The sequence below is a fragment of the Vulcanococcus limneticus LL genome (assembly GCF_943369875.1).
Lineage (GTDB): Bacteria > Cyanobacteriota > Cyanobacteriia > PCC-6307 > Cyanobiaceae > Vulcanococcus > Vulcanococcus limneticus_A.
This window is the reverse complement of sequence record NZ_CALROT020000001.1, coordinates 509,296-532,048: the sequence shown is the minus strand read 5'-3', so window position 1 is coordinate 532,048 and position 22,753 is coordinate 509,296. Positions and strand designations below refer to the sequence as shown.

General features: G+C 68.0%; 31 protein-coding genes. 15 read left to right on the top strand and 16 right to left on the bottom strand.

Features of this window, described 5'->3' with window-relative positions:
* Nucleotides 1-212 precede the first annotated feature (212 nt).
* The 3 genes from ACLV7J_RS02620 to ACLV7J_RS02610 all read right to left on the bottom strand — a co-directional run bounded on the left by ACLV7J_RS02620 (nt 213) and on the right by ACLV7J_RS02610 (nt 1,963).
* Entirely contained in the window at nt 213-1,205 is a 993-nt protein-coding gene (locus ACLV7J_RS02620; RefSeq protein ID WP_411867555.1) for an FUSC family protein, read from the bottom strand.
* A 219-nt stretch (nt 1,206-1,424) separates the two neighbouring features.
* Nucleotides 1,425-1,700, bottom strand: coding sequence for a DUF1651 domain-containing protein (locus ACLV7J_RS02615; RefSeq protein WP_411867554.1), 276 nt, complete (start codon nt 1,698-1,700; stop codon nt 1,425-1,427).
* Nucleotides 1,697-1,963, bottom strand: coding sequence for a galactose oxidase (locus ACLV7J_RS02610; RefSeq protein WP_411867553.1), 267 nt, complete (start codon nt 1,961-1,963; stop codon nt 1,697-1,699). The genes ACLV7J_RS02615 and ACLV7J_RS02610 overlap by 4 nt, the downstream gene beginning before the upstream one ends.
* A gap of 110 nt (nt 1,964-2,073) precedes the next feature.
* Here ACLV7J_RS02610 and ACLV7J_RS02605 point away from each other — a divergent pair, with 110 nt between their 5' ends.
* From ACLV7J_RS02605 to ACLV7J_RS02595, 3 genes are all read left to right on the top strand, one after another.
* Nucleotides 2,074-2,196, top strand: coding sequence for a hypothetical protein (locus tag ACLV7J_RS02605; RefSeq protein WP_411867552.1), 123 nt, complete (start codon nt 2,074-2,076; stop codon nt 2,194-2,196).
* A 146-nt stretch (nt 2,197-2,342) separates the two neighbouring features.
* Nucleotides 2,343-3,266, top strand: coding sequence for a hypothetical protein (locus ACLV7J_RS02600; RefSeq protein WP_411867551.1), 924 nt, complete (start codon nt 2,343-2,345; stop codon nt 3,264-3,266).
* A gap of 143 nt (nt 3,267-3,409) precedes the next feature.
* Nucleotides 3,410-4,714: a diacylglycerol kinase family protein gene (locus tag ACLV7J_RS02595; RefSeq protein WP_411867550.1), complete on the top strand. Its 1,305-nt coding sequence runs from the start codon at nt 3,410-3,412 to the stop codon at nt 4,712-4,714.
* A gap of 23 nt (nt 4,715-4,737) precedes the next feature.
* Here ACLV7J_RS02595 and ACLV7J_RS02590 read toward each other — a convergent pair whose 3' ends face one another.
* The 3 genes from ACLV7J_RS02590 to ACLV7J_RS02580 all read right to left on the bottom strand — a co-directional run bounded on the left by ACLV7J_RS02590 (nt 4,738) and on the right by ACLV7J_RS02580 (nt 5,622).
* Entirely contained in the window at nt 4,738-4,911 is a 174-nt protein-coding gene (locus ACLV7J_RS02590) for a hypothetical protein (protein ID WP_411867549.1), read from the bottom strand.
* Nucleotides 4,912-5,052: 141 nt separating this feature from the next.
* Nucleotides 5,053-5,310, bottom strand: a complete 258-nt coding sequence (locus ACLV7J_RS02585; RefSeq protein ID WP_411867548.1) for a hypothetical protein — start codon at nt 5,308-5,310, stop codon at nt 5,053-5,055.
* A 69-nt stretch (nt 5,311-5,379) separates the two neighbouring features.
* On the bottom strand, nt 5,380-5,622 hold the full coding sequence (locus ACLV7J_RS02580) for a hypothetical protein (RefSeq protein WP_411867547.1): 243 nt from the start codon (nt 5,620-5,622) through the stop codon (nt 5,380-5,382).
* A 21-nt stretch (nt 5,623-5,643) separates the two neighbouring features.
* Here ACLV7J_RS02580 and ACLV7J_RS02575 point away from each other — a divergent pair, with 21 nt between their 5' ends.
* The gene (locus ACLV7J_RS02575; RefSeq protein ID WP_411867546.1) at nt 5,644-5,913 is read left to right on the top strand and encodes a hypothetical protein; all 270 of its coding nucleotides are present in this window, start codon (nt 5,644-5,646) and stop codon (nt 5,911-5,913) included.
* Nucleotides 5,914-5,961: 48 nt separating this feature from the next.
* Here the strand turns inward: ACLV7J_RS02575 and arsB are convergent, their stop codons facing one another.
* Both arsB and ACLV7J_RS02565 read right to left on the bottom strand, forming a co-directional pair.
* Nucleotides 5,962-7,053 carry an ACR3 family arsenite efflux transporter gene (arsB, locus tag ACLV7J_RS02570; protein ID WP_411867589.1) on the bottom strand — a complete coding sequence of 364 codons (1,092 nt, stop codon included), beginning with the start codon at nt 7,051-7,053 and terminating at the stop codon, nt 5,962-5,964.
* 317 nt (nt 7,054-7,370) lie between these two features.
* Nucleotides 7,371-7,727: a hypothetical protein gene (locus tag ACLV7J_RS02565; RefSeq protein WP_411867545.1), complete on the bottom strand. Its 357-nt coding sequence runs from the start codon at nt 7,725-7,727 to the stop codon at nt 7,371-7,373.
* Nucleotides 7,728-7,862: 135 nt separating this feature from the next.
* Between ACLV7J_RS02565 and ACLV7J_RS02560 the strand changes: the two genes are divergently transcribed.
* Nucleotides 7,863-8,426 (top strand): hypothetical protein, encoded by a 564-nt coding sequence (locus ACLV7J_RS02560; RefSeq protein ID WP_411867544.1) that lies wholly within the window; start codon nt 7,863-7,865, stop codon nt 8,424-8,426.
* A 151-nt stretch (nt 8,427-8,577) separates the two neighbouring features.
* On the opposite strand, the gene ACLV7J_RS02555 is transcribed toward ACLV7J_RS02560, so the two are convergent.
* The 3 genes from ACLV7J_RS02555 to ACLV7J_RS02545 all read right to left on the bottom strand — a co-directional run bounded on the left by ACLV7J_RS02555 (nt 8,578) and on the right by ACLV7J_RS02545 (nt 10,095).
* Complete coding sequence (locus ACLV7J_RS02555; RefSeq protein ID WP_411867543.1) at nt 8,578-8,922, bottom strand: hypothetical protein; 345 nt, start codon at nt 8,920-8,922, stop codon at nt 8,578-8,580.
* A gap of 174 nt (nt 8,923-9,096) precedes the next feature.
* A complete protein-coding gene (locus tag ACLV7J_RS02550; RefSeq protein ID WP_411867542.1) occupies nt 9,097-9,303 on the bottom strand; it encodes a YqaE/Pmp3 family membrane protein in 207 nt (68 codons plus the stop codon).
* Between the two features lie 318 nt (nt 9,304-9,621).
* Nucleotides 9,622-10,095, bottom strand: coding sequence for a PilZ domain-containing protein (locus ACLV7J_RS02545; RefSeq protein WP_411867541.1), 474 nt, complete (start codon nt 10,093-10,095; stop codon nt 9,622-9,624).
* Between the two features lie 573 nt (nt 10,096-10,668).
* On the opposite strand from ACLV7J_RS02545, the gene ACLV7J_RS02540 reads away from it, so the two are divergent.
* A complete protein-coding gene (locus ACLV7J_RS02540; protein ID WP_411867540.1) occupies nt 10,669-11,148 on the top strand; it encodes a YbhB/YbcL family Raf kinase inhibitor-like protein in 480 nt (159 codons plus the stop codon).
* A gap of 46 nt (nt 11,149-11,194) precedes the next feature.
* On the opposite strand, the gene ACLV7J_RS02535 is transcribed toward ACLV7J_RS02540, so the two are convergent.
* Nucleotides 11,195-12,022, bottom strand: coding sequence for a shikimate dehydrogenase family protein (locus ACLV7J_RS02535; protein WP_411867539.1), 828 nt, complete (start codon nt 12,020-12,022; stop codon nt 11,195-11,197).
* A gap of 307 nt (nt 12,023-12,329) precedes the next feature.
* Between ACLV7J_RS02535 and ACLV7J_RS02530 the strand changes: the two genes are divergently transcribed.
* From ACLV7J_RS02530 to ACLV7J_RS02510, 5 genes are all read left to right on the top strand, one after another.
* The gene (locus ACLV7J_RS02530; protein ID WP_411867538.1) at nt 12,330-12,746 is read left to right on the top strand and encodes a cupin domain-containing protein; all 417 of its coding nucleotides are present in this window, start codon (nt 12,330-12,332) and stop codon (nt 12,744-12,746) included.
* Between the two features lie 144 nt (nt 12,747-12,890).
* Nucleotides 12,891-13,415: a PilZ domain-containing protein gene (locus ACLV7J_RS02525; RefSeq protein ID WP_411867537.1), complete on the top strand. Its 525-nt coding sequence runs from the start codon at nt 12,891-12,893 to the stop codon at nt 13,413-13,415.
* 189 nt (nt 13,416-13,604) lie between these two features.
* Nucleotides 13,605-14,204, top strand: a complete 600-nt coding sequence (locus tag ACLV7J_RS02520; RefSeq protein WP_411867536.1) for an EF-hand domain-containing protein — start codon at nt 13,605-13,607, stop codon at nt 14,202-14,204.
* Between the two features lie 2 nt (nt 14,205-14,206).
* Complete coding sequence (locus tag ACLV7J_RS02515) at nt 14,207-14,962, top strand: Coq4 family protein (RefSeq protein ID WP_411867535.1); 756 nt, start codon at nt 14,207-14,209, stop codon at nt 14,960-14,962.
* Complete coding sequence (locus ACLV7J_RS02510) at nt 14,949-16,166, top strand: MFS transporter (protein WP_411867534.1); 1,218 nt, start codon at nt 14,949-14,951, stop codon at nt 16,164-16,166. Before ACLV7J_RS02515 ends, ACLV7J_RS02510 begins: the two co-directional genes overlap by 14 nt.
* 32 nt (nt 16,167-16,198) lie before the next feature.
* Here the strand turns inward: ACLV7J_RS02510 and ACLV7J_RS02505 are convergent, their stop codons facing one another.
* Nucleotides 16,199-16,906: a MauE/DoxX family redox-associated membrane protein gene (locus ACLV7J_RS02505; protein ID WP_411867533.1), complete on the bottom strand. Its 708-nt coding sequence runs from the start codon at nt 16,904-16,906 to the stop codon at nt 16,199-16,201.
* A 132-nt stretch (nt 16,907-17,038) separates the two neighbouring features.
* Here ACLV7J_RS02505 and ACLV7J_RS02500 point away from each other — a divergent pair, with 132 nt between their 5' ends.
* The 3 genes from ACLV7J_RS02500 to ACLV7J_RS02490 all read left to right on the top strand — a co-directional run bounded on the left by ACLV7J_RS02500 (nt 17,039) and on the right by ACLV7J_RS02490 (nt 19,378).
* Nucleotides 17,039-17,434, top strand: coding sequence for a MerR family transcriptional regulator (locus tag ACLV7J_RS02500; protein WP_411867532.1), 396 nt, complete (start codon nt 17,039-17,041; stop codon nt 17,432-17,434).
* Nucleotides 17,435-17,496: 62 nt separating this feature from the next.
* Nucleotides 17,497-18,219 carry a response regulator transcription factor gene (locus ACLV7J_RS02495; RefSeq protein ID WP_411867531.1) on the top strand — a complete coding sequence of 241 codons (723 nt, stop codon included), beginning with the start codon at nt 17,497-17,499 and terminating at the stop codon, nt 18,217-18,219.
* A gap of 4 nt (nt 18,220-18,223) precedes the next feature.
* Complete coding sequence (locus tag ACLV7J_RS02490) at nt 18,224-19,378, top strand: ATP-binding protein (protein ID WP_411867530.1); 1,155 nt, start codon at nt 18,224-18,226, stop codon at nt 19,376-19,378.
* Here ACLV7J_RS02490 and ACLV7J_RS02485 read toward each other — a convergent pair.
* The 3 genes from ACLV7J_RS02485 to ACLV7J_RS02475 all read right to left on the bottom strand — a co-directional run bounded on the left by ACLV7J_RS02485 (nt 19,375) and on the right by ACLV7J_RS02475 (nt 21,604).
* Nucleotides 19,375-19,995 carry a Crp/Fnr family transcriptional regulator gene (locus tag ACLV7J_RS02485; RefSeq protein WP_411867529.1) on the bottom strand — a complete coding sequence of 207 codons (621 nt, stop codon included), beginning with the start codon at nt 19,993-19,995 and terminating at the stop codon, nt 19,375-19,377. The genes ACLV7J_RS02490 and ACLV7J_RS02485 overlap by 4 nt on opposite strands.
* A 219-nt stretch (nt 19,996-20,214) precedes the next feature.
* Nucleotides 20,215-21,195, bottom strand: coding sequence for a phosphate ABC transporter substrate-binding protein PstS (gene pstS, locus ACLV7J_RS02480; RefSeq protein WP_411867528.1), 981 nt, complete (start codon nt 21,193-21,195; stop codon nt 20,215-20,217).
* Nucleotides 21,196-21,283: 88 nt separating this feature from the next.
* Entirely contained in the window at nt 21,284-21,604 is a 321-nt protein-coding gene (locus ACLV7J_RS02475) for an ArsR/SmtB family transcription factor (protein ID WP_411867527.1), read from the bottom strand.
* Nucleotides 21,605-21,691: 87 nt separating this feature from the next.
* Here ACLV7J_RS02475 and ACLV7J_RS02470 point away from each other — a divergent pair, with 87 nt between their 5' ends.
* Entirely contained in the window at nt 21,692-22,750 is a 1,059-nt protein-coding gene (locus ACLV7J_RS02470) for an ArsJ-associated glyceraldehyde-3-phosphate dehydrogenase (RefSeq protein ID WP_411867526.1), read from the top strand.
* The last annotated feature ends 3 nt before the right edge of the window (nt 22,751-22,753 follow it).

Below are 22,753 nucleotides of genomic sequence, written 5' to 3'. Positions count from 1 at the left end.
TGAGCGACCTTCGAGGAAGGGCTGAGGTGGCCCTGATCGTCAGGAGTTGACCAGGCTCCCGCACCAGGCCCAGCTGTTGAAGCAGCTGGCGCCAACTGCTGCATCCCCCATGCCAGGGACGTCTGGAACGCTCAACGGAATCGCTGGCTGCCTTCAGGGCACCTCCGTAGACAGCCACCCGTGACGAGTCTGGAGGAGTCACTCTGAGGTGATCAAAGCTCCTGTCCTGTCCGGACTGCCCGGAAGCGCTGCTCGATCGGATGGGCGAGGGCCATCACGCCCAGGCTGATGGCGATGCCGATGGCACAGGCCAGCAGACGTTTGTCCGCCATCAGCGGCAGGTCGGCGGCGTTGCTGTTGAACAGCACGATGGTGGCTGTGAGAGCGGTGACCATCAGCGCTGGATGGCCTTGGCGTGCGGCGATCGCAGCGGTGATCGCCGCCATGGCGATGGCCGGCACCTGCAGGGGCAGGGTGGGGGGGAGGAGCGGGGCCAGCAGGATCACCAGCCCAACGCCCGCCAGGGTTCCCAGGGAGCGGTGCAGGGCAACCCTCCAGGCATCCCGCACGAACGGCCGCAGCACCAGGAATGGCGTGAGGATCATCCAAAGCCCATTGATGTGCCAGTGGTGCTGCAGGGCGATCGGGGTGGTGATCAGTGTGGTGGCGGCCAGCAGCGCGCCATAGGCCAGGGCGCGGCGCCAGCTGTGCGCCACCGCAAAAGGTCCTGGGGTGCCTGACCCGTCCTGGCGGGGCAACAGCTTGCTGAGCAGCAGGGTGGTGAGACTGCCTGAGGCGAGTACGCCGATGACGAGCCTCGTGAGTTGGCTGGTTGTGGCGGTGGCTGTCAGTGGACTGTTGGTGATCAGCAGGCAGAGGCTCACCACCATCAGCCAGAAGACCGGCTGCAGCTGCCAGCGGGCGCTCAGGCCCAGAGCGAGGGCTGTGAGCGTCATCACGACGGTGCCCGCGGCTGGATCGCTCTGGCTGAGCACCGCCGGGATGGTGAGCAACGCCAGGCTGCCAACGCCCAGCAGGGCCTGACGCCAGCCCAGCTTGATGCCGATCACCAGGGTGGCCAGGTTCGCCAGGCAGAGCAGGCCCCCGGCGCGCTCGATCCCAAGCCCGCGGGCCATCTGCTCCGCCAGAACCAGGCAGATCACCACCACAAGCACCAGCAGCACCGGCCGAGTGCGTGACGTCATTCCAGGTGGCCTCGTTGGACGGGTGACCCAGTCAACCGCCCCACCGTGGTGGGCTTGCCTGCTCGATGAAGAAGGGCCCCCTGTGCTGAGGGCCCTACCGCTGCGCGGAAGACTGCGTCTAGCGACCGGTTGCGGGAGCTGTTGGTGAACCCCCGGTCGGGTGTCTACCTATGGTTTAACCCTGCCCTCTTGTGGTGTCAGTACGGCAAGCCGGCGGGTTCACCACTGCGGTCCGCAGGGCTTCCAACCCTCCTGGCGCTTCTGGCTCCACAGCGTGATCGCCTGTTCACGGGTGAGCTCCCTGCGGTTCTTGAGCAGCGGCACCGGCTGATCCGGCAGCAGTTCGCCGCTGGTCACTTCCAGCCGCTGGCTCCAGCGGTCCCAGTGGGTCGGGCGGAAGTGGAGCACGCGGCGGCCGTCGCTGAGCCAGCCCTCCTTGGGGGACAGGGGCGGGTGCTTGCTGGCCCCAGCGGCCTGCCCCCTGGTGCTGGTCATGCCCCTTCCGGCGCCCAGCCCTTCCGCCGCACCATGTCGTCGGTCCAGCCCTGGCAGCGGCGGGTGAGGTGCTCGCCATGGGCGATCAGGCCGTGGTGCAGGCGGCAGGTGAGCAGCGGAATGCAGCTGGCTGCTGCGTGGTGCCGGAACCAGTGACAGGTCAGGCAGACCTGGCGGCTGCGGCTGGGCTGCAGCACGGCCTGGTCGAGGTAGGGCCAGGCCTCCGGGCAGGGCTCGGCGGAAAGGGGGAGCGGGACGGTCATCGCGACACCGACAGGCATACACCTGTACTAGCAGGAATGTCGCGCCCTGTCGCCTCTGGGATCACGGCCGCAGGTCGCAGGGGTGCGCGGGCGACCAGCAGTGGTTCGCCATGGTCCGCTGCTCCCCGCTGGTGTGGGCCGAGGAGCTGGATCTTGACCGCGACCCCGATCCCACCCATGCACTGGACATCAGCCAGGCCAGTCCCGGTGCCATCAGCCATGGGAGCCGTTGATGGCCGACCTGCTGGTGTGCGGGGTGGAGGAGTCTGGGCGGCATGCCCTTGAGAACACCCGTGCTCCGGGAGACCGTCGGCGATGGGATCCATCAGCCTGGAGACCCCATCGGCTGTTCCCTGTGATCAGGCCACTGACCCTTCTGATGGCCGGCCTGGTGCTGGTGTTCTATGTCGATGCCTTCGTGCTCGGCGCTCCTCTTCCCCTGGCGCTGGGCTTCACGCTGCTGGGCCTGGTGGTGCTGATGGGATTTCGCCATCACGCCGACCACGGCAGCGTGGGCCGGATCGGTGTCACCCCACCGCTCGTCGCAGCCCTGGCGGCCCTGGCGGTCCTGACCCTGAGTCGCGGCCTGTCCTGGCCGCTGGTGTTCAGCGCCGCTGCCGTGGGAAGTGCCGGCGGTCTGGCCGAGCTGGTCGGCCGTCGTCGCGGTCCTCGCTGGACAGGGCTGGGCGCTGCGATCTACTGCGGTGCGTTCGCCGGGATGACCTCGGAGCGGGTGCTCGCTCACCCCGGCTGGGTGTTGCTGGCCGGTGCGCTGGCGGGGGTCCTGCTGGAACTGCTGCAGAGCAGCTGGGCTGGTATCGGCGGCAAGCTCGGCAGTACAGCGTTCCTGTCGGTGTTCGGCATCGTCGGCCTCACGTTCGCCTTTGGCGTGCAGGGCCCGGGAGCCCAGCTGCACACCTACACGGCTTCAGAACGGGTTGCGTTGCTGGTGGTGGCGCTGGTCTCCTCACAGCTCAGCCATTGGCTCAGCTACGAACGCGGCATCGGGGCGGTTCTGGGCTCAGCGCTGCCATCGCTGCTGGCCGGATTGCTGTTGCCGGCCCCGCTGGCCGCCGCCTGGATGGGGGCGAGCTTCATTGGCATGACCGCCCCCACCCGGTTGGCCCCGCATCCGACCCTGCAGTTGCTCGCCATGGGGATGCTGTTTGGCTTGTTCAGCCTGGGATTCGAGCCGAGCCTGGCGGGGATCGGGGGCGACCTCGGCGCCACAGCAGCGATCTCGGTGTTTGCGGTGCTGGGTCTGCGCCGCTTGCTGTCTGAAGGGCTCCCGAAAACCCTTTGATGGGTGCAGGGCCTGGGCCTGGCGGCATCGCTCCCCAAGGGCGATCCCATCGGCCTCGCTGTAGCCCTCTGGGGCAGCCTTGGCAGTGTGGCGCTGGGGCTGCGGCGACGCCGGTCGGGACCCGCTGACTAGCGTGATCAGCTATGACCCATGCCCTGGTCCTGCTGGCGAGCCCGTCGCGCACCGAGGTTCTGCGGCAGTGGCTCGATCGGCAGATGGCCTTCGTGGCCGGCTTCCCCCTGGTGACCACCGCTGACCTGGCCCAGCGCCTGCAGGCCGATCCGCGCACCCGGGCAATGCCGCTGCGGGTGCTGCCCTCCCTGGCCGCTGGCGGCGACATCCAGGTGGCGGCCGAGGTGCTCGGCGGCGACGTGGCGGCCGTGGTGGCCTTCCTCGATCCACAGGACCCAGCGGGCACACCCCCCGATGCACGGGTGCTGATCCGCGCCTGCGATCTGGCCGACGTCCCCCTGGCGCTCAACCCCTCCAGCGCCGATCTGGCCCTGCGCGGCCTGGCCCATGGCCGCTCGGCCTACCTGCTGTTCAACCCCGTGGCCGGCCAGGGGGATCCCAATGCCGATCTGGCCCTGATCCGCTCGATCCTCGAACCGCAGCTGCTGGTCACCGTGCTGCTGACCCAGCCCGACCGCGATCCGGCCGAGCAGACCCAGGAGATCGTCGATCTGCTGCAGGACCGCCCGGCCGGCGAGCCAGGTAACACGATGATCCTGGCCTGTGGCGGCGACGGCACCGTGTCGGCCGTGGCGGGGGCGTTGGCGGGCACCGGCATTCCCCTCGGCATCCTTCCCCGCGGCACCGCCAACGCCTTTGCCGCCGCCCTCGGCATTCCCACCGATCTGGTGGCCGCCTGCGACACGATCCTGGCCGGCCACACCCACGTGGTGGACGCCGCGCGCTGCAACGACGTGCCGATGATCCTGCTGGCCGGCCTCGGCTTTGAGGCGGGGATGGTGGACCGGGCCACCCGGGAGCTCAAGACCATGCTCGGGCCGCTGGCCTATGTGCTCGCCGGCACCCGGCAGCTGGTGGCCCAGCAGCCCTTCCAGGCCCGCATCGAGATCGACGGCGCCATCACCGAGCTGCAGGCCGCCGCCATCACCGTGGCCAACGCGGCGCCGGCCACCTCCGTGCTGGCCCAGGGCTTTGGCCAGGTGATCCACGACGACGGCCTGCTGGAGGTCACCATCGCCTCGCCCGCCACCCGCCTGCAGGGGATCAATGCCCTCGCCTCCCTGATGGCGTCAGCCGTGGTGCAGTCGGCCACGAACCATCCCGATCTGTATTGCCTGCGGGCCCGGACTCTCACGATCAGCACCGATCCCCCCCAGAAGCTGGTGATCGACGGCGAGATCCTGGAGGCCGATCCCGTGACCTTCACCTGTCTGCCGGGTGCCCTGACCGTGTTCGCGCCGCTGCCGGCGCTGTGACTCGCGGCAAGGGACGCCGCCAGTCAGCCTGGCCTCCGCGCCGTATCGATCAGCAGGTTGTGGAGCAGTTCCCTGCTGCTGATCAGCAGGTGGGCCATCCAGGTCCCGGTCAACCGGGCCTCCGCCAGCGCATCGCCACGGCACCGGGCCATCGCCTGCTCGATTTCGCCCAGCTCGCGACCGATGTTGCGGACCATCGCCTCCGTGGTCTCTCGGGGCGTGGGCCGGCGCGGGGTCTGCATCCATCCCATTCTGATGCAACCGATCAACTGAAGCGGTGTCCCGCTCGGCCAGCGCCTCACGCCCAGGCTCTGGAGCGGAGGGTGATCCGCTCCGGATCAGAGGCCTTCGCAGTGCTGGACAGCCTTCAGATAGATCAACTTGCCAGGGCCGTCCTGCCCTGAGAGGTTGCCGGCCTGCCTGAGCTTCACCTGCTCATCGATGCAGAGGTTGTAGCGGTGGGCTTTCACGGCTCCAGGGATCTGCAACAGGGCGATGGCCACCAGGCTCAGGCTGCTGAGGGCCGCCAACACCGGGTAGGCGTGGGCCCGCACCATCTCGCGGGGCGTGAGCTGGTGGCTGCTGTGATCACCCATGGCTGTGCGTCGCTTGCCCTAAGGATGCCTGGTGATCCTGCCGTTGAACCAAGGCGATCGCCGTGGCGATCAGGCCGGCGACGATCGGCGCTGCTGGCTGGCGTAGACCGCGGCCCCACCCGCCGCCAGCACCAGACCACCGCTGATGGCCAGGAACACCAGCGTCTGCAACAGCAGGAGAAGAATCCCAAGGGCCGAACCGGTCAGGATCTGAACCCTCGCCTTGATCAACAGGGTGAGCAGCAGCAGCACGGTGGCCTTCAGGGCCAGCACCTTGGCGGTGCTGATCGGGCAGAAGGGGTTCAGAAGCATGGTGATGTCACTGGTGTGCCCATGCTGGCAGCCGGCACCCAACGTCTGCCCAGACAGGGCGACGGTTTGTATCGCGTTTCCTCGCCATCGGATGTGTCGAATCAAGACGCAGCCCGTAAAGCTGAATTGATCCAGTGGATGGCCTGCATCGCTCCCCAGGGGCATCACGATGGGAGTGCCCGCCCGCAGCTCCTGTCGGGCGGTTTAGGGGTTCCAGGCGTCGCTTCGGCGGCGCTTTTTGATCCGCTAGTTCTTGCCAACGCCAGCACCCAGATCTGTGGATCTCAGTGATGCCGATCACCAGCACCGCACGGATGACAACAGGGGTCTGATCCAGCTTCAACCCGGGTTGCGGAAGCGACCTTTCAGCCACAACGACACATACACCAGCGAGATCAGCACCGGCACCTCGATCAGGGGTCCGATCACCCCGGCCAGGGCCTGCTGGGAGGTGACACCCCAGAGGCTGATGCAGACGGCAATCGCGAGCTCGAAATTGTTCCCGGCGGCCGTGAAGGCCAGTGCCGAGGTGCGCGGATAGTCAAGGCCGCTGCTCTTGCCGACCCCGAAGGCGATGCTCCACATCAGCACGAAATACAGCAGCAGAGGAATGGCCACCCTGATCACCTGGGCCGGATCATTGGTGATGGCCTGACCCTGCAGGGCGAACATCACCACGATCGTGAACAGCAGGCCATAGAGCGCCCAGGGACCGATCCTCGGTAGGAAGACCTGCTCATACCAGCGACGCCCTTTGAGACGCACACCGACCAGGCGGGTGAGAAACCCCGCAATCAGTGGGAGTCCCAGAAAGATCAGAACGGCCCGGGCGATCTCCCAGAAGGAGAAGCGCACAACCTGACTGTCGAGCCCCAGCCAGGCCGGGAGAATCTGCAGGTAGAACGTGCCCAGCACGGCATAGACCAGCACCTGCAGGATCGAATTGATCGCCACCAGCAGGGCTGCGGCCTCCCGATTCCCCTGGGCCAGATCGATCCAGATCAGCACCATGGCGATGCACGGGGCGATGCCGATCAGGATCAGCCCCGTTCGAAAGGCGGGTTGATCCGGCAGGAACAACCAGGCCAGCGTGAACATCAGCAGCGGCCCGAGTCCCCACGTCAGCCCCAGGGTCAGCGTCAACAGGCGCCGATCACGGGCCATGCGGCCGAGTTCGCCATAGCGGACCTTGGCCAGCACGGGATACATCATCAACAGCAAGCCCAGCGCGATGGGCAGAGACGTGTGATCCACCTGCACCGCACCGAGCAGCGCCTGCAGACCCGGAACCAGGCGCCCCAGCAGCAGCCCAGCGGCCATCGCCAGCAGGATCCACAACGGCAGAAGCCGATCCAGCCAGGAGAAGTTGGCGAGCACGGCGGCCTTCGAACCCGGTGGCGCCGACGCTGTTGGAGTGTGGTGATGCTGCATCAGGCCACCGTGCCGGCGAGGCGATCGAGCCTTCGCGGCTCTACCCCCACTATCGGCGGGGAAAGCCAGTCCAGGGAGAGCGTTCCAAACACCACCGGCCAGTGCAGATCGGCATACCAGTTCATAATTTCGAATTGGCTCCATCAGCGGATCCCCGATCGCAACCAGGCGCGGACTTCAGCCATGCCATGCCCGTTGCCCTCCGCCGTGGGAGACGTTGATGGCTGACCTGCTGGTGTGTGGGGTGGATGAATCTGCGAGGTGAGGATGGTCAGCAGCTCAGACGGGGCTGGATCCGCTCCATCTGCTCGGCCAGCTCAGCGCGGAGCGCCGTTGTACTCCACGTTCACCACGCTGGCGCCATTGGGCGAGATCAGGATGCGGGTCTGCACCGTGGCGGCCTGTTTGGTCACCTCCCAGCCGGGGGCGCCGCCGAGGAAATCGAACAGGTAGCCGTCGGGGCCGGCATTCACCATGCAGTTGCCGCCTCCTTTCTGGTGCATGCAGTTGGCCGTGAAGTAGCGCGTGAGGCCGCCGTTGATCCGCTCAGCCTCCATGCGCGCCAGGTTGGCGGCCTTGATCTGACTGGTCGCCATCTCCGCCTGGGCAGGCACGGCCATCAGCCCGGCGGCAAGGGCGGCACCGGCGGCGGCACCGAAAAGCTGGCGGAGCATCGGATGATCGCGTCTATCAGCGTTGTAGCCACGAGCAACGCGCGTGGCTCAGCTGCACGGTTGTGGCGAAGGCCCCGAGCGGGGCTGCGGCGGCGGTCCTCTGCCGCGATGCTGCAGGGGTCGGCTCCACCTGCCATGGCCTCTGCATCCCGCCTGTTCCCGCTGGTGCTGCTGGGAGGGCTGACTGGCGCCGCTGTCGCTGCCACACCCGCCGCCAGCCTCAGCCTCCAGGGGGTCACCTTTCAGGTGACCACAACAGGGGGAGGCTCGGTGCAGCAGCTGGTGGTGAAAGCCAGTGAACAGGGCCACGCCTACCCGGTGGTGAAGGATGAACTGCTCGGCTCCCTCAGCGGCCGTGAGGTCGAAGACCTCAACAGCGATGGCCGACCGGAGCTGATCCTGTTTGTGACCAGTGCCGGCAGCGGCAGCTACGGCTCGGTGATGGCCTGGAGCGCCAGCAAGGGCCACACCCTGCTGCCGATCACCATGCCGGAGCTGAGCGGCAAGCTGGCCCAGGGCTACATGGGGCACGACCAGTTCGCCGTGGTGGAAACCACGCTGATGCGGCGCTTCCCGATCTATCGCCCCGGCGACACCAATGCCAAAGCCACCGGCGGCACCCGCCAGATCAGCTACAAGCTGGTGGCCGGCGAGGCGGGCTTCCTGTTCAAGCCGGTGGGCGACACCACCGTCCGATGAAGGCAGCGCCACCGGTGCCATCACGAGGCTGAACTGGCCTGCTGCCGCTCTGGTGCAGATCATTCGCGGCCTGTGGTGATGCCAGAAAAAACCCCCGCCGCGGCGGGGGTTGAAGCGGGACGAGTGGCCATCTCCCGGAGCTGAGCGCTGCTCAGTTCTCTTCGATGCGGTCGATGGTGCCGTTGGCCTCCACATCACAGCTGCCGTGCAGCACCACACCGTTGCGCTTCAGCTTGTAGTTGTACATCAGACCGTATTTCTTGATGTCCTTCAGGGTGGTTTCGCCGGAATCGATGGATTCCTTCAGCGTGGCAGCCAGTTCAACCCGCACGTCGGACATCGGCACACCATTGCGAGCCGAAGCCTCGGTTTTGCAGATCTTGCCCAGGCGCTCAATCGAGGCGTTGATCTTGGCGTCATCATCCGCGCGGGCCATCGTGGGGGCCATGGCCGTCAGGCTCAGGGCTGCTGCGGCGACGAGAGAAAGCTTTCGCATGGAGGCGTTCGGAGAGGAGGGTCCTGATGCAGGAACCAACCCACACCCTATAACCGGAAGGAGAGAACGGCAGGCCACAAACAGGGGTTGTTGCAATGGCAAACCCCCACGAAGCCATCATCCCAGCCAACTTGCGTTTTCCTTACATCTCGGTGCGAGCTGAGCACCAAAGCCCTACTTGCGGGTGACGATGATCCAGATGGCATGAACCACGCAGATCGGCCAGGCAATCGCCAGCAGCGGCAGGCCGAGGGCTCCAAAGGTGAACAGCCAGATCACCAGGTTCAACCAGAATGGACCCGTGAATCCCACCTGGGTGGCCACAGCCGCCGGCGGCAGAATGAAGGCCAGGACGATGCGCAGGATGTCGCCGAACGTCATGGGCAGGGAACGCAACACCGGAACCGTAGACACAGCACGGCGGTCTGTCAGACCGTGGGTTTCAGCAGCAGCTCACGGTCACCATCAGGGACACAGGGCATCCGATCGCAGCAATTCACGACGCCGTTGACGGCAATGGATGCGGAGTCCAGATTGCCAATGGCACCCTGGGCGATCTGCTGCTGCTGCCAGCCATGATTGCGGCCCGGCCGGGTCAGCCCCTGGCCTCCACGGCATTGCCGCCCCCGCGGGGCGGGCTGAGGCGCCAGGGGAGTGGACCAAGGAAGCGCAAGCACGCTGCTGTGGCCAGAGTCCGCGTTACGGGAGATCGGCGTCGGAGACATCGCCCTCGGCCCAGTTCTGCTCGAAGTAGGGGGCCAGGAAGCAGTCGTCGAGCAGTTCAGCACCGCCGCTCAGTTCAAAGCCCAGGAAGGTCTGGCTCACCTGGCGGAACTGCCAGCACAGTTCCACATCCAGCTCCAGGCTCTCGGGACGCAGGATGTCGTGAAGGGTCAACAGCGCCGATTCGCCGGACTCGAGGCCCGGTTCGCCGATCACCACCACACAGGCGCCGCGGCGGCTGACGTCCCAGAGGGTGACAGGCCAGTTACTCCCGTCCTGGCAGCGGATGAAGCCCGAGACGGCCCAGGCGCCGAAGGGCACCTGATGGCGCGGTTGCTGGCGCCGGTTGTCCGGGCTGCGGCGCGTCTCGGGATGGCTGCGTTTGGCTTCGCGGCGATCGGAATCACCTCTCCTGTCGCCGACGCTGCGGCCTGGCGCCTGGACGTCCATGCAGTTTCTGCATTGTTTCTCAACCCTACCCATCCTGGGGGAGCTGTGCCGCAACAACGGTGGGCCGGTTTCCTGACGCTGGCGATGATCGGATGGTCGCTTGCAGGACAAACCGGGGACGGGATCTGAGTGATCGCCTTCGCCGTGCCAAGTGCTCTGCTGTGTGAGTGCCTGCGCTGGAAAGGGATCTGCTGCACAGGGAGAGGGGGTAAAACCAACCGATGCCTCAAACCGTTCCCCATCCAGATCCCCTGGCCCTGCCGTTCGTGTTCAGCTCAACACCATCGGCCTCCTCAACGGTGCCGTGGCCAGGTTCAACAGCCAGGTGTTCGACTGCCGGCGGGTGATGACAGGCAACGGCCCAGCGTCCGTCTCCGCGCTGTTGACCAAGGCAAGCAGCGTTCTGGGGTTGCGGAACATCCCCACCGGGCCTGGACACGCCAGAAACCATGGCAAGGCGGAGAAGCATGGCCTCCGGCCGACTGCATCGACATCCAGAGCCGTTCCGGCCTCGATCGTTCCTGCGGATCGAGCGGACCATGTCCAGCCTGAGGGGAGGAATGTCCTCAAGCGATGCAGCTGATCAGCACGGCTTTTCCCAGCGGCGGCTGGATCCCCCGCCTCCACACCAGCGAAGGAGCAGACCTGTCACCGCCGCTGCAGTGGCAGGGCGCACCGGCCGAGACGGTCTCCCTGGCCCTGATCCTCGATGACCCGGACGCCCCGCCGGGCCTGTGGATTCACTGGGTGCTGTTTGATCTGCCAGCCACGCTCACCTGCCTGCCGGAGGGTCTGGAGCGCAGCGCCGAACTGGACAACGGGGCCCGCCATGGCTCCTGCTGGGGGGTGGATCAGTTCAGCCGGCGGGGGTACTACGGCCCGCAGCCGCCCCCGGGGCCGGTGCATCACTACCGCTTCCAGCTCAGCGCCCTGGATTGCCGGCTGGGGTTGCCGGCCGGATCCACGGCGGCGGAGGTGCGCCAGGCCATGGAGGGCCATGTGCTCCGCCAGGCCGAGCTGATCGGCCTCTATCAGGACGGCCGCAGCGCCTGATGGGGCCTGCTCCCAGGCATTGCGCAGCCATGCCGGGCGGCCTCCCTCACTCGCCCAGCGCCTCCGCCACGGCCCGCTGGAACACCGCCTCGTCGGGGTTCACGCCGGTCCAGAGCTCGAAGATCTGCATGGCCAGCTGCACCAGCATCTCCACGCCATCCACGATCGGGCAGCCCCGTTCCCGCGCGGTGGTGAGGAAGGGTGTGAGGCGTGGGTTGGTGATCACATCCACTACCACGCAGGCCGGATCCACCGTGTCCCAGCGCACGGGCACCGGCTCCAGCTCCGGGGCGCACCCCAGGTGGGTGGCATTCATCAGCAGCGTGGTGCCCGCCGGCACCGTCACCTCCCCCTGCCAGGGCTGCCACACCGCCGGCACCCCGGACGCGCGCGTCACGGTGGCCGCCACCTCCTCGCCCTGCTCCTGGCGCCGGGTCACCAGGGTGAGATGGGCGGCACCGGCCCAGGCCAGTTCCACCGCCATCGCCCGGCCGGCCCCACCGGCCCCCAGCATCACCACCCGCTGGCCCGCCAGCGGCGCCACCTTCTCGATCGCCTTCACGACGCCCTTGCCGTCGTTGTTGTGGCCGATCAGGCGGCCCTGCTCGATGGTGATGTAGTTGGCGGCGCCGATGGCGCGCACATCGTCGTCCACCGCATCGAGCAGGGGGATCACCGCCACCTTGTAGGGCACGGTGACCGCCATGCCCTGGTAGCCGAGGGGCCTGAGGGCTGCGACCGCCTTGGCCAGATCGTCGGTATTGGCGATGTCGTTCTTCCAGAACTGCCAGGGCAGGCCGTAGTGGGCATACACCGCATCGAACATGCGATCAATCGGGTTCTCCGCCACCGGGTGGCCGAGCATCCCGGTCATCTGTTTCTGGGGAGGAATCAAGGCAGCGGCTACGGCAGGCCCCAAGCTGGCAACGCAGGGCTGAACTGGAGCCCCAACGCCTGGGTTGTGTCACAACCGGGCGGCGAACAGACCTCACCGGAGGCGATGACCCTGGCTGGAACAGGCCGGAGGCACGCGCAACCCGCGGGAATCAGGGGCAGGCCGGACTGCTGGGGACACTCTCAGGGGAGCTGGCTCAGGTCCCGAGGTCCACATCCAGCGCCATTGCCGTGGAGGTCCGCTGAACACAGGATTGGGATCTCCCACCCCTGCCCTGGGTTCCCCCTTGCTGCCACGCCTCATTCACCCCGAACTCCTGCAGGGTTTTCGTCTCAGCGACCACGACCACTGCCGGCTGGCGTTGCTGCACGATCCCGAGCAGCCATCGGCGGCGACGATCTTCCTGGAGATTCACGACCCCAGCGACCGCGTGCCGCCCCATGCCCATCACCAGGCTGCCGAACTGTTCTTCGTGCTGCGGGGTGAGGTGCACTTTCACGTGGGCGAGAAGAGCATTCGGGCCCGCGGCGGCGACTTTGTGGTGGTACCGGAGGACGCCATCCACGACCTGGAGAACCCAGGTCCGGGACGGCTGTATCTGCTCACGGTGCTGAGCTGTGATCAGGGCTTTGCAGACGTGCTGCGCCACGGCTTGCCGGCCCCCCTCGACGCGGAGGACCTGGAGGTGCTGCGGAACCTCTGAGGACGCCACGCGTCTGGGGCCGCTTGAGCCGTCGACACCCAGTTCAAGGGTTGATCCGACTCTCAAGTGGTGAACTTATTCGACCCTGCCTGCAGTAGCAACCGCCACCTGGGGTAGCTTGTTTTCAGGTCGTCTGGATGGGCTATGGACGCACGTGCACCAGGGCGCCCCATCGCTGACAGGAGAGGCGGCAGTGAGCGCCGTACGGCGGATCGCCGCAATGCCGATCGCCGCAACCCTGAGCGGAGTGACCCCAATCGCCCCGATGCGGGTCGCCGCCGTCAGGACCGCCGTCTAGGCAGCGGCAGCCGACGCCAGGACCCGCGCCATCAGGTTCCCTTCGGCCCCTGCGGGGTGAGTGGCTACCTCCGCACCGACGACGGCACCCTCTGGCAGGCGTCGCTGTGGGACATCAGCAAGCGTGGCTGCTGCCTGGTGGTGGTTGGCGAGTCCGCCCTGGAGCAGGGCAGCCTGCTCCTGCTCACGCTCCATGAAAACGTGCATCTGACCAGCGAGGAGCTCAGCGTGGAGCTGTGCTGGCAGCAGAACTGCCAGGGCTACACCACCTTCCTGGGCGTGAAGCTGGCCGACGACGGGGAACTGCCCGAGGGGAGCTTCCTGACCTTCTACCTGGAACGCCACTGGGCCGAGTCAGAACCCATCCTGTAAGGGGGCGCAGGGGTCGAAGAGGCCTGGATCAAGCGCATCTCGACGGACGGGATGCTGTGGGAGATGAGCAGAGATCACGCGTGATGTCGCTCCATCACGTGATCGACAAGGGTCCGCACCAGCCCCTGAGGCAGGTCTCTCCGCTGGTCGCCCCGCCGGGACCGGGGCGCCGCCCGGCAAGATTCCCGGATGACTGAGTCCCCAGCCCCCCTGCCGCCGGCCTTGGTGCAGCGCTACCGCCAGCTGTTCCGCTTCTACGACCGCCAGGGCGACGGCGAACTGAGCCTGGAGGGCGATTTCCAGCCTGCCGCCACCAGCCTGGCGGCCCGCTGGCAGGGGCGCACAGCCCCCTTCCCGGATCTGTTCGGGCTGCTGATGGACACCTACCGCCACGAGCAGCAGCGCCGCGATGCCGATGGCAGCGGCGGCGTGGATGAGCAGGAGTTCGTGGCCTCCCATGGGCGTGTGCTGGATGCCTTTCAGCGCGTCCCAGACCAGGCCCGGATCTTCATCGAGCGGGCGGCGGGCGGCTTCTTCGATGTGCTGGATCTCGATGGCGACGGCTGCCTGCAGCTGGCGGATCTGGAGGCCTATGCCCTGGCCTACGCCAAGCCCACCGCCGGCATTGCCGCCAACCTGCGGCGCATGCTCGATGGGCTCAAGCTGCCGCCGGAGCAACCCCGCGACCAGCTGCCCCGCGAGGTGTTTCTCACCTTGGTTTCCCAGTACTGGTTCGACCCCTCACCCGACGCCCCCGGGCGCTGGCTGTTTCACCTGGATCCCGCCTGACCATGGCCCTGCCGTTGCAGCCCCACCTGTTCGCCGAGGCCCAGCGCTCGGACCCCTCCACGACTGAGCCGGCCACGCCCTTCGCGGAGGCCCAGCGCCCCCACCTGGAGGCCGCCCTGCCGGCGTGGCTGCAGCTGATCGAAAAGCCCGACCGCGTTCCCAGCGCCCTGGCGATCCTCAACAGCAGCTACGCCAGTCCCCTGGCGGCAATGGCCCGCGATCGCCTCCGTCAGGACCCGGCCATCGCCGCCCTGGCCAGGGAGCGCTACTGGGGGAGCTGGCCGGGGGTGGAGGCCCTGGCCGCCATGCCACCGGGCAGCCTCGGGCAGGCCTTCGCCGTTCTGCTGCAGCAGGAGGGGCTGCAGCTGATCGACCGCCCGGAGGGCCTGGAGGCCCTCGCCGACGATGACCAGTACCTGCAGCTGCGGGCCCGCGCCTGCCACGACCTCTGGCACCTGGTCACCGGCTTTCCCAACACCCTGCCCGGCGAGGTGGCCCTCAATGGCTTCGGGGCACGCCAGCTGCGCCAGCCGGGGCCGGTGCTGCTGCTCGCCGCTGATCTGATGGCCCGCTCCCATGCGCCCGACACCGTGCCGGATCTCGCCGATGCGGTGTCCTTCGGGCTGCGGCTCGGTGGCGTCTGCGCGCCGCTGCTGGCGCAGCGCTGGGAAGAGGGCTGGACCCGTCCCCTCAGCGACTGGCGCCAGCAGCTGGGCATTGCCGAGGACCTTCGCCTGAGCCCCTTTGTCGCGTCCTGAGCGCATCGCCCGGCCGCCAGCCGGCGCCGAGGACTCCCAGGCCGCTCTGCCCTCCCTCGGCCTGATGGCCCTGGTGGTGGGGCTGAGTGTGGCCAATCCCTTCTATGCCCAGGCCCTGCTGCCGGCGGTGGAGCGGGCCTTTGCGGTGACAGCGGGCACCGTGCTGCTCGGCCCGATGGCCACCCAGCTGGGGATGGCGCTGGGGTTCCTGTTCCTGCTGCCCCTCGGCGACATCCGGGAACGGCGTCGTCTGCTTGTCCTGCTGGCGCTCGGCATGGCGCTGGCCTGCACGGCGGTGGTTCTGGCGCCATCCTTCCCCGTGGTGCTGGGCAGCTGGTTCCTGCTCGGGGTCGTCGCCCTGATCCCCTCCCTGCTACCCCCGTTTCTCACGGCCTTCGTGCCACCGGCCCAGCACGGCCGCATGCTGGGGATCGTGCTGAGCGGCCAGTTCAGCGGCATCCTGCTCTCGCGCAGTGTCAGCGGTCTGGCGGCCGAGCTGTGGGGCTGGCGATCGATCTACGCCCTCTCCGCCGCGGCGATGCTGGCGGTGGCCCTGCTCTTTCGCAGCCGGCTGCCGCCCCTGGTTCCCGTGGAGGCGCGGTCCTATGGGCGGTTGCTGGCCTCCCAGCTGCAGCTCTGGCGTCAGCACCCGCGGCTGCGCCGCTCCTGCCTCACCCAGGCCCTGCTCTTCGGCAGCTTCATGGCCCTCTGGAGTGCCGTGGCCCTGCACCTGGCCGCCCCGCCCTGGCGCTTCGGCCCGGCCCTGATCGGCAGCTTCGGCCTTGTGGGGCTGGTGAGCATCCTGGCGGCCCCTGGCATCGGCCGGCTGGTGGATCGCCTGGGTCCGGATCGGATCGTGGCGGCGGGTGCGGCCTGCACCGCCCTGGGGGTGCTGCTGCTCGGCCTGTGGCCCAGCTCCCTGGTGGGTCTGGCCGTGGGCCTGATGGCCGTGGATCTGGGCGTGCAGGGCAGCTTCGTGGCCAACCAGGCCCGCATCTATGCCCTCGACCCTGCCGCCCGCAGCCGCATGAGCGGCCAGCTGTTTCTCACGGCCTACCTGGGGGCAGCCCTCTGCTCGGCGGTGATCGCGATGCTCTGGAGCGGCTGGCAGTGGCCGGGCACCTGCGGCTTTGCCCTGGTGCTCGCCGCGGTCGCGCTTGGGCTGGAGCGGGCCACCTGGTGGCCGTTCAGGCGCAGTGGCTGAGCGGAGACGCTGCACAGAGGCCCCGCCCATCCTCAGCGGGTGACCACCATGCCCAGACCCATCACCACCATCGCCAGGTTCTCCAGCACACTCACCACACCAAGCGGTGTGCGGCTGCTGCCGCCGACGCAGGCGCAGTTCAGATCCAGCTTGTCGATATAGACCGCCTTGACCACCGACAGGGCGCCCTCCAGTCCCATGGCGATCGCCAGCACCCCGAGTGGTGCCGGGGCCCGCATCGCCAGGATCCCCAGGCCCATGGCGAACTCCAGGTAGGGATAGAGGGTTCCATACCAACCCGGGCGCTGGCTGAGCAGGTCGTACTGGCGGAACGCGCGGCGGAAGGCGCCCGGATCCATCAGCTTCAGGCAGGCCAGCAGGACCAGGGCCAGACCCATGGCCTGCTCCCAGGAACCGCCGATCGCCCAGGCCACCAGGGCGGTGGTGCTGAACACCACGACCACGGGGCGATAGCTGCGTCCTCCGGGCTGACGGGGCTTGACGCCCAGATGCAGCGCCAGATCGGTGTAGCCGCCGATGCGCTGACGGCCCGCAAAGATCTGGGGGGTGGTGGCGACGCCATGGGCGGCCTTGAAGCGCTCCACGTCGGCCTGGCTGCTCAGCAGGTGGTCGTCAAAGGGGAGGCCCTGCTCGCGGAGCAGCTGCTCCGCCAGCTGGCCATAGGGGCAGAGATGGTCCGGGGTGGCCATCCGGTAGAGGGCGAGCGGACCTGGGGGCAAGGGCTTGGCCATGGGCGTCGTGGCAACGACCTTGACCGTATGGTCTCCCCCTAGGTGGAGAGTCAAGGGGGCCAGCCGTCCTAGGATCGACTCTCCTGTAAGTGGAGTGTCGTGGGGTTGACGGCCGTGGCCATGAAGATCGGCGAGGTCGCGGCGCGCTCCGGGCTGTCCGTCAAGACGATCCGCTTCTACTGCGATGAAGGCCTGATCCACCCGATCGAGCGCAGCGACGGGGGCTATCGCCTGTTTGACGCATCAGTGTTTGAGGAGCTGCATCTGATCCGCACCCTCAAGGCCATGGAGATCCCGCTCCAGGAGATCGCGCAGATCCTGGAGGCCCGCCGCTCAGGCGTCTGCACCTGTGACTCGATCAAGGGCACGATCACCGCCAAGGCTGGAGAGATCGAGCAGAAGATCGTGGCCCTGCGCAGCCTGCAGGTGGAACTGCACACCCTGCTGGAGCGCTGGCAGGACTGCGGGGGGATCAAGTCGGCCCCTGCGGCGGCCTCCCGTGGAACCACCCCTTAAGAGAACGAATCCCGGCTCCGCAGGCATCCTGGGCTACAGGGGGTGGTCAGCAGAATGGCTCCATGAGCCAGACCCCACCGGAGCCCCTTGCCCGCCTGCTGGTGGTGGAGGACGACGACACGATCCGCGAGACGGTGAGTGAGGCCATGGAGCTGGAGGGCTTTGCGGTGAGCGCCGCCGCCAATGGCCAGAGCGCCTGGGAGCTGCTCAGCCGTGAGTCCTTTGACCTGTTGCTGCTCGACCTGATGCTGCCCGGCCTGCATGGCCTCGACCTCTGTCGTCGCCTGCGCCAGAACCCGGGTGGCCCGATGATCCTGGTGGTGAGCGCGCGGGACACCGAAACCGACCGGGTCCTGGGCCTGGAGGTGGGTGCCGACGACTACCTGGTCAAGCCCTTCGGCATGCGGGAGCTGGTGGCCCGCTGCCGGGCCCTGCTGCGGCGCAGCCGCCAGCAGGAGCTGCCCCCACAGGATTCACCGCGGCGGCCGGAGCGGATCCGCAGCGGCAACCTGGAGCTGTTTCCCGGCGAATGCCGCGCCAGCCGCGGGGGTCAGGAGCTGAGGCTCTCCCCCAAGGAGTTCAAGCTGCTGGAGCTGTTCATGCTGCACCCCCGGCGCGTCTGGAGCCGGGAGCAGCTGATCGAGCGGGTCTGGGGGGTCGACTACATCGGCGACAGCAAGACGGTGGACGTCCACATCCGCTGGCTGCGCGAAAAGATCGAGGACGAACCCTCCAGCCCCACGCGGCTGGTGACCGTGCGGGGCTTCGGCTACCGCTTCGGCTGACGCCATGGACAGCCGTTCCGCCCTCAGCCTGGTGCTGCCTCTGGCCGTGGGTCTCTCGATCGGCTGGCAGGCCCGGGGCCGCCGTGAACGCCTCAAGGCCTGGCGGCGGCGACGCCCCCAGCCCGGCGCGCCACGGGAGGTGTCCGATCAGCAGCTGCGCGACTGGATCGAGGCCATGCCCCAGGGCTGGCTCGCCATCGCCCCCGACCAGAGCATCGCCAGCCTCAATCCGCGCGCCGAGAAACTGCTGGGCTGCGTGCGGGGCACGGCGATGCTGGGGCAACCGATCACCGCCCTGGAGCCGAGCGATGAGGTGCTGCATCTGATCCAGCTGGCGCGGGAGAAGGGCACCCCCCAGCGCGGCAGCTGGCCGGTGCTCAGCGACACCCTCAACTTCCTCGTGCTGCCGGGCCTGGATGGCTGGGTGGGACTGCTGATGCAGGGCCGCAATCCCCTCCAGGCCCAGCTCGAGCACCAGGAGGGCTGGGTAAGCGACGTGGCCCACGAACTCAAGACGCCGATCACGGCCCTGATGCTCGTGACCGACAGCCTGGCGGAACGGGTGGACGGGCACCAGACGGTGCTGGTGGGACGCCTGCAGAAGGAGCTGCGCCGGCTGCAGCAGCTGGTGAGCGATCTGCTGGATCTCTCGCGCCTGGAGAACACTCCCCTGGCCGAAGGCAGTCCTGGCGGCGTGGATCCCCACGCGGTGCTGGCCGCCGTCTGGTCCACGCTGCAGCCCCTGGCCAGCAGCCGGGGCATCCACCTCCAGGTGATCCACGGCGCCGAGGCCCCGTGCCTGGCGGCCGTGGAACCGGCGCGGCTGCACCAGGCCCTGGTGAACCTGCTCGACAACGCCCTGCGCTACAGCCCCGATGGCGGCAGCATCGCCGTGGAGATCCGCCGGCGGGAGCGCTGGTGCGTGATCAGCGTCCACGACCAGGGGCCGGGCCTGAGCGAGGAGGACCTGGAGCGCCTGTTCCAGCGCTTCTACAGAGGTGATCCCTCCCGCTTCAAGGGGCCCAGCACCGGCAGCGGCCTGGGCCTGTCGATCGTGCAGCAGATCGCCCTCTCCCACGGCGGGCTGGTGCGGGCTGAGAACCACCCCGAGGGGGGCGCCGTTCTGGAACTGCTGCTGCCGCGGGCCGGTAGGCCCTAGTCGCGGGGCAGGTGGCTCACCACCAGCTGGCGCTGGCCGTCGAGCTGCAGCCAGCCCTCCTCCCGCAGCATGCCCAGCACCCGGGTCACCGTCACCCGGGTGGTGCTGAGGGCGGCGGCGATGTCCTGGTGGGTGAGGCGCAGGTTGAGGCGCAGGCCCTGCTCACAGGGCTGGCCGTACTCCTGGGCCAGCAGCTCCAGGAAGCCCCGCACCCGCTCCTCCACCCGACGCAGACCCAGCAGGGCGATCAGCGCTTCCGACTGACGCATGCGGCTGGCCATCGCCGTGACCAGGCTGCGGGCGATGTGGGGGGTCTCATCCACCTCGTCGAGGGGAATGCAGAGCAGGTCGCTGTCGCAGAGGGTGGTCGCCTCGTAGAGGTCGAGGTTGGTGAGGGGTGCCCCGAAGGGTTCGTTGGGTCCGGCCAGCCCCAGCACCAGGTCATCGCCCTGTTCGGTGATGCAGCTCAGCTTCACCATGCCGCGGGTCACCAGCCAGAGGCTGTTGCGCAGCAGGGGCACCCGGCTGCCGGCGCTGAGGTGCACAAGATCACGGCGTTGGTAGGTGTCTTCCAAGGCACTGCGAAAACCCTGCTGACCACTGGAGGCGTAGACCATGGACCCACTGTGCGGTGGAGTTCACGCAACTGTATGGAGCATCACGGCTGCCTGAGCAAAGCCGGGGTAATGGCCTGGTTAAGGGTGGATTAGCCCTTGCCGATGTTGTCGTTTTGACCAGCGGAGCGCATCGATTGCGGGGCCGTTGATCCACAACAAAAGGGGGCCGAAGCCCCCCAGGTGAATGGCTGGAAACCAGCCGCAGCAATCGGCGATGGCTCAGGAGCCGATGCGGCCCACGGCGGCCTTGGCCTTCTTGAGGATGTCGCCACGCAGGGGCACGTAGCCGAGGTTGTCGGCCAGGCCCTGGGCCTTGTTGCTCAGCATGTAGCTGAAGGCCTCGCGCAGTTCACCGGCCTTGGCGCCGTTGCCCTTCTGGTAGGCGAGCACCCAGGTGAGGGTGGTGATGGGGTAGCTGTCGGGACCGGCGGGGTTGGCATCCTCACCGGCCAGGCGCGCATCCAGGCGGATGTTGTTCAGGGCAGCCGAGCCGCTCTTGAAGCCGGGCTTCACGAACTTGCCGGACTTGTTCTGCAGGGCCGCCGCCTTGAGGGGACCCTTCACGAAGGCCTGGTTGACGTAGCCGATCGAGCCAGGGGTGTTGGTGAGGATGCCGGAGACGCCCTCATTGCCCTTGCCGCCAACGCCCACGGGCCACTTGACGCTCTTGCCCTCGCCCACCTTGCTCTTCCAGGCCGGGGAGAACGCCGAGAGGGAGTTGGTGAAGGCGAAGGTGGTGCCGGAACCGTCAGAACGGTGGGCAACGGAGATCTTGCCCTTGCCGCACTTGAGCTGGCTCCAGTCGTTGATGGTGCCCAGGAAGACCTCGGCGGCCTGCTTCTGGGTCAGCTTCAGGTCACAGCCGGGCTTGTTGTAGGCGATGGCGATGGTGCCGCCCACGGCGGGGAACTGCACCACACCACGGCTCACCTTGGCGGCTTCGGAATCCTTGATCGGCTCATCGGTGGCGCCGAAATCCACGGTGCCGGCGATGTACTGGCGCACACCGGCACCGGAACCCACGGACTGGTAGTTGACCTTGGCCCCACCGCTGGCAGCCAGATCCTGGAACCAGCGCTGGTAGATGGGGGCGGGGAAGGTGGCGCCGGCGCCGTTCAGGGCAGGACCGGCGGAAGCGACCGTGCCCAGGCCCAGGACGGCCAGGGCGGAACCGGTCAGGGCCTTCGTCACGAAGGTCATGGAGCCAGAAATCTGGGTGCAGAGGTTCTCTACTCACCAGAGGAACCCCCCGTCGTTATGCCTTCGTTAAGGAGGCGTAAAGGCCCGGTTAGCTGCAGCGGGGCGCGGGGGTCCGGCAGTGGCTGACCAGGCCGCCCAGCCACTGCTGCAGCTGCTCGATGGCGTCGGGCTGGAGCCGGTAGTAGATCCAGCGGCCCTCCTGGCGGTCGGCGAGCAGGCCCGCCTCCTTCAGCACCTTGAGATGGAACGACAGCTTCGACTGGGCCAGGCCCAGCTCGGCCGTGAGGTCGCAGACGCAGCGTTCGCCGCCCGCCAGCACCTCCAGCACCTGCAGGCGCAGGGGATCGGCGAGGGCCTTGAGCCGCTGGCGGGCCAACTCGGGGGCGAGGGGGTGATCCAGAACACGCATGCCATCAAGTTTAATTGATCCATCAACCGGATTTGATCAGGGCCCGCGGGGTCCGGCGGCGTCCGGGATCCGCAGCCCGTCCACCCCATGAAACTCGGCATCAACGGCTTCGGCCGCATCGGCCGCCTGGTGTTCCGCGCCCTCTGGGGTCGCCCCGGCATCGAGATCGTGCACATCAACGATCCCGCCGCCACGGCCGAGGCCGCCGCCCACCTGCTCGCCTTCGACTCGGTGCACGGCCGCTGGGACCGAACCGTGCAGGCCAGCCCTGACCAGCCGGATCGCTTCAGCGTGGACGGCCAGGGCATCGGCACCAGCCGCCACACCGATCCGATCGCGGTGCCCTGGCGCGCGGCCGGCGTGGAGCTGGTGCTCGAGTGCAGTGGCCAGTTCAAGACGCCGGAGACCCTGGCGCCCTATTTCGATCAGGCCGGCCTGGGGCGGGTGGTGGTGGCCTGCCCGGTGAAGGGCGTGATCGCCGGCGCCGAGGCCCTCAACGTGGTGTACGGCATCAACCACGACCTCTACGACCCCGCCGTCCATCGCCTGGTGACCGGCGCCTCCTGCACCACCAACTGCCTGGCGCCCGTGGTGAAGGTGGTGCACGAACACTTCGGCATCCGCCACGGCTCGATCACCACCCTGCACAACATCACCAACACCCAGGTCGTGGTGGATGGCTTCAAGGGCGACCTGCGCCGGGCCCGCTCCTCCAGCCAGAGCCTGATCCCCACCACCACCGGGTCGGCCCGGGCGATCGGCCTGATCTTCCCCGAGCTGCAGGGGCGCCTCAACGGCCACGCGGTGCGGGTGCCGCTGCTCAATGGCTCCCTCACCGATGCGGTGTTCGAAGTGGAGCGCCCCGTGAGCGTGGAGGAGGTGAACGGCGCCTTCGCGGCCGCCGCCGCCGGTCCCCTGGCCGGAATCCTCGGCTACGAAACCCGCCCGCTGGTGTCGATCGACTACGTGAACGATCCCCGCAGCGCCATCGTCGACGGCCCCTCGACGTTGGTGGTGAACGGCACCCAGCTCAAGGTCTACGCCTGGTATGACAACGAGTGGGGCTACAGCTGCCGCCTGGCCGATCTGGTGAGCCACGTGGTGGCCAGCGAGCCTGGCCACGCGCCCGCCAAGGAGCTCGGCTGAGCC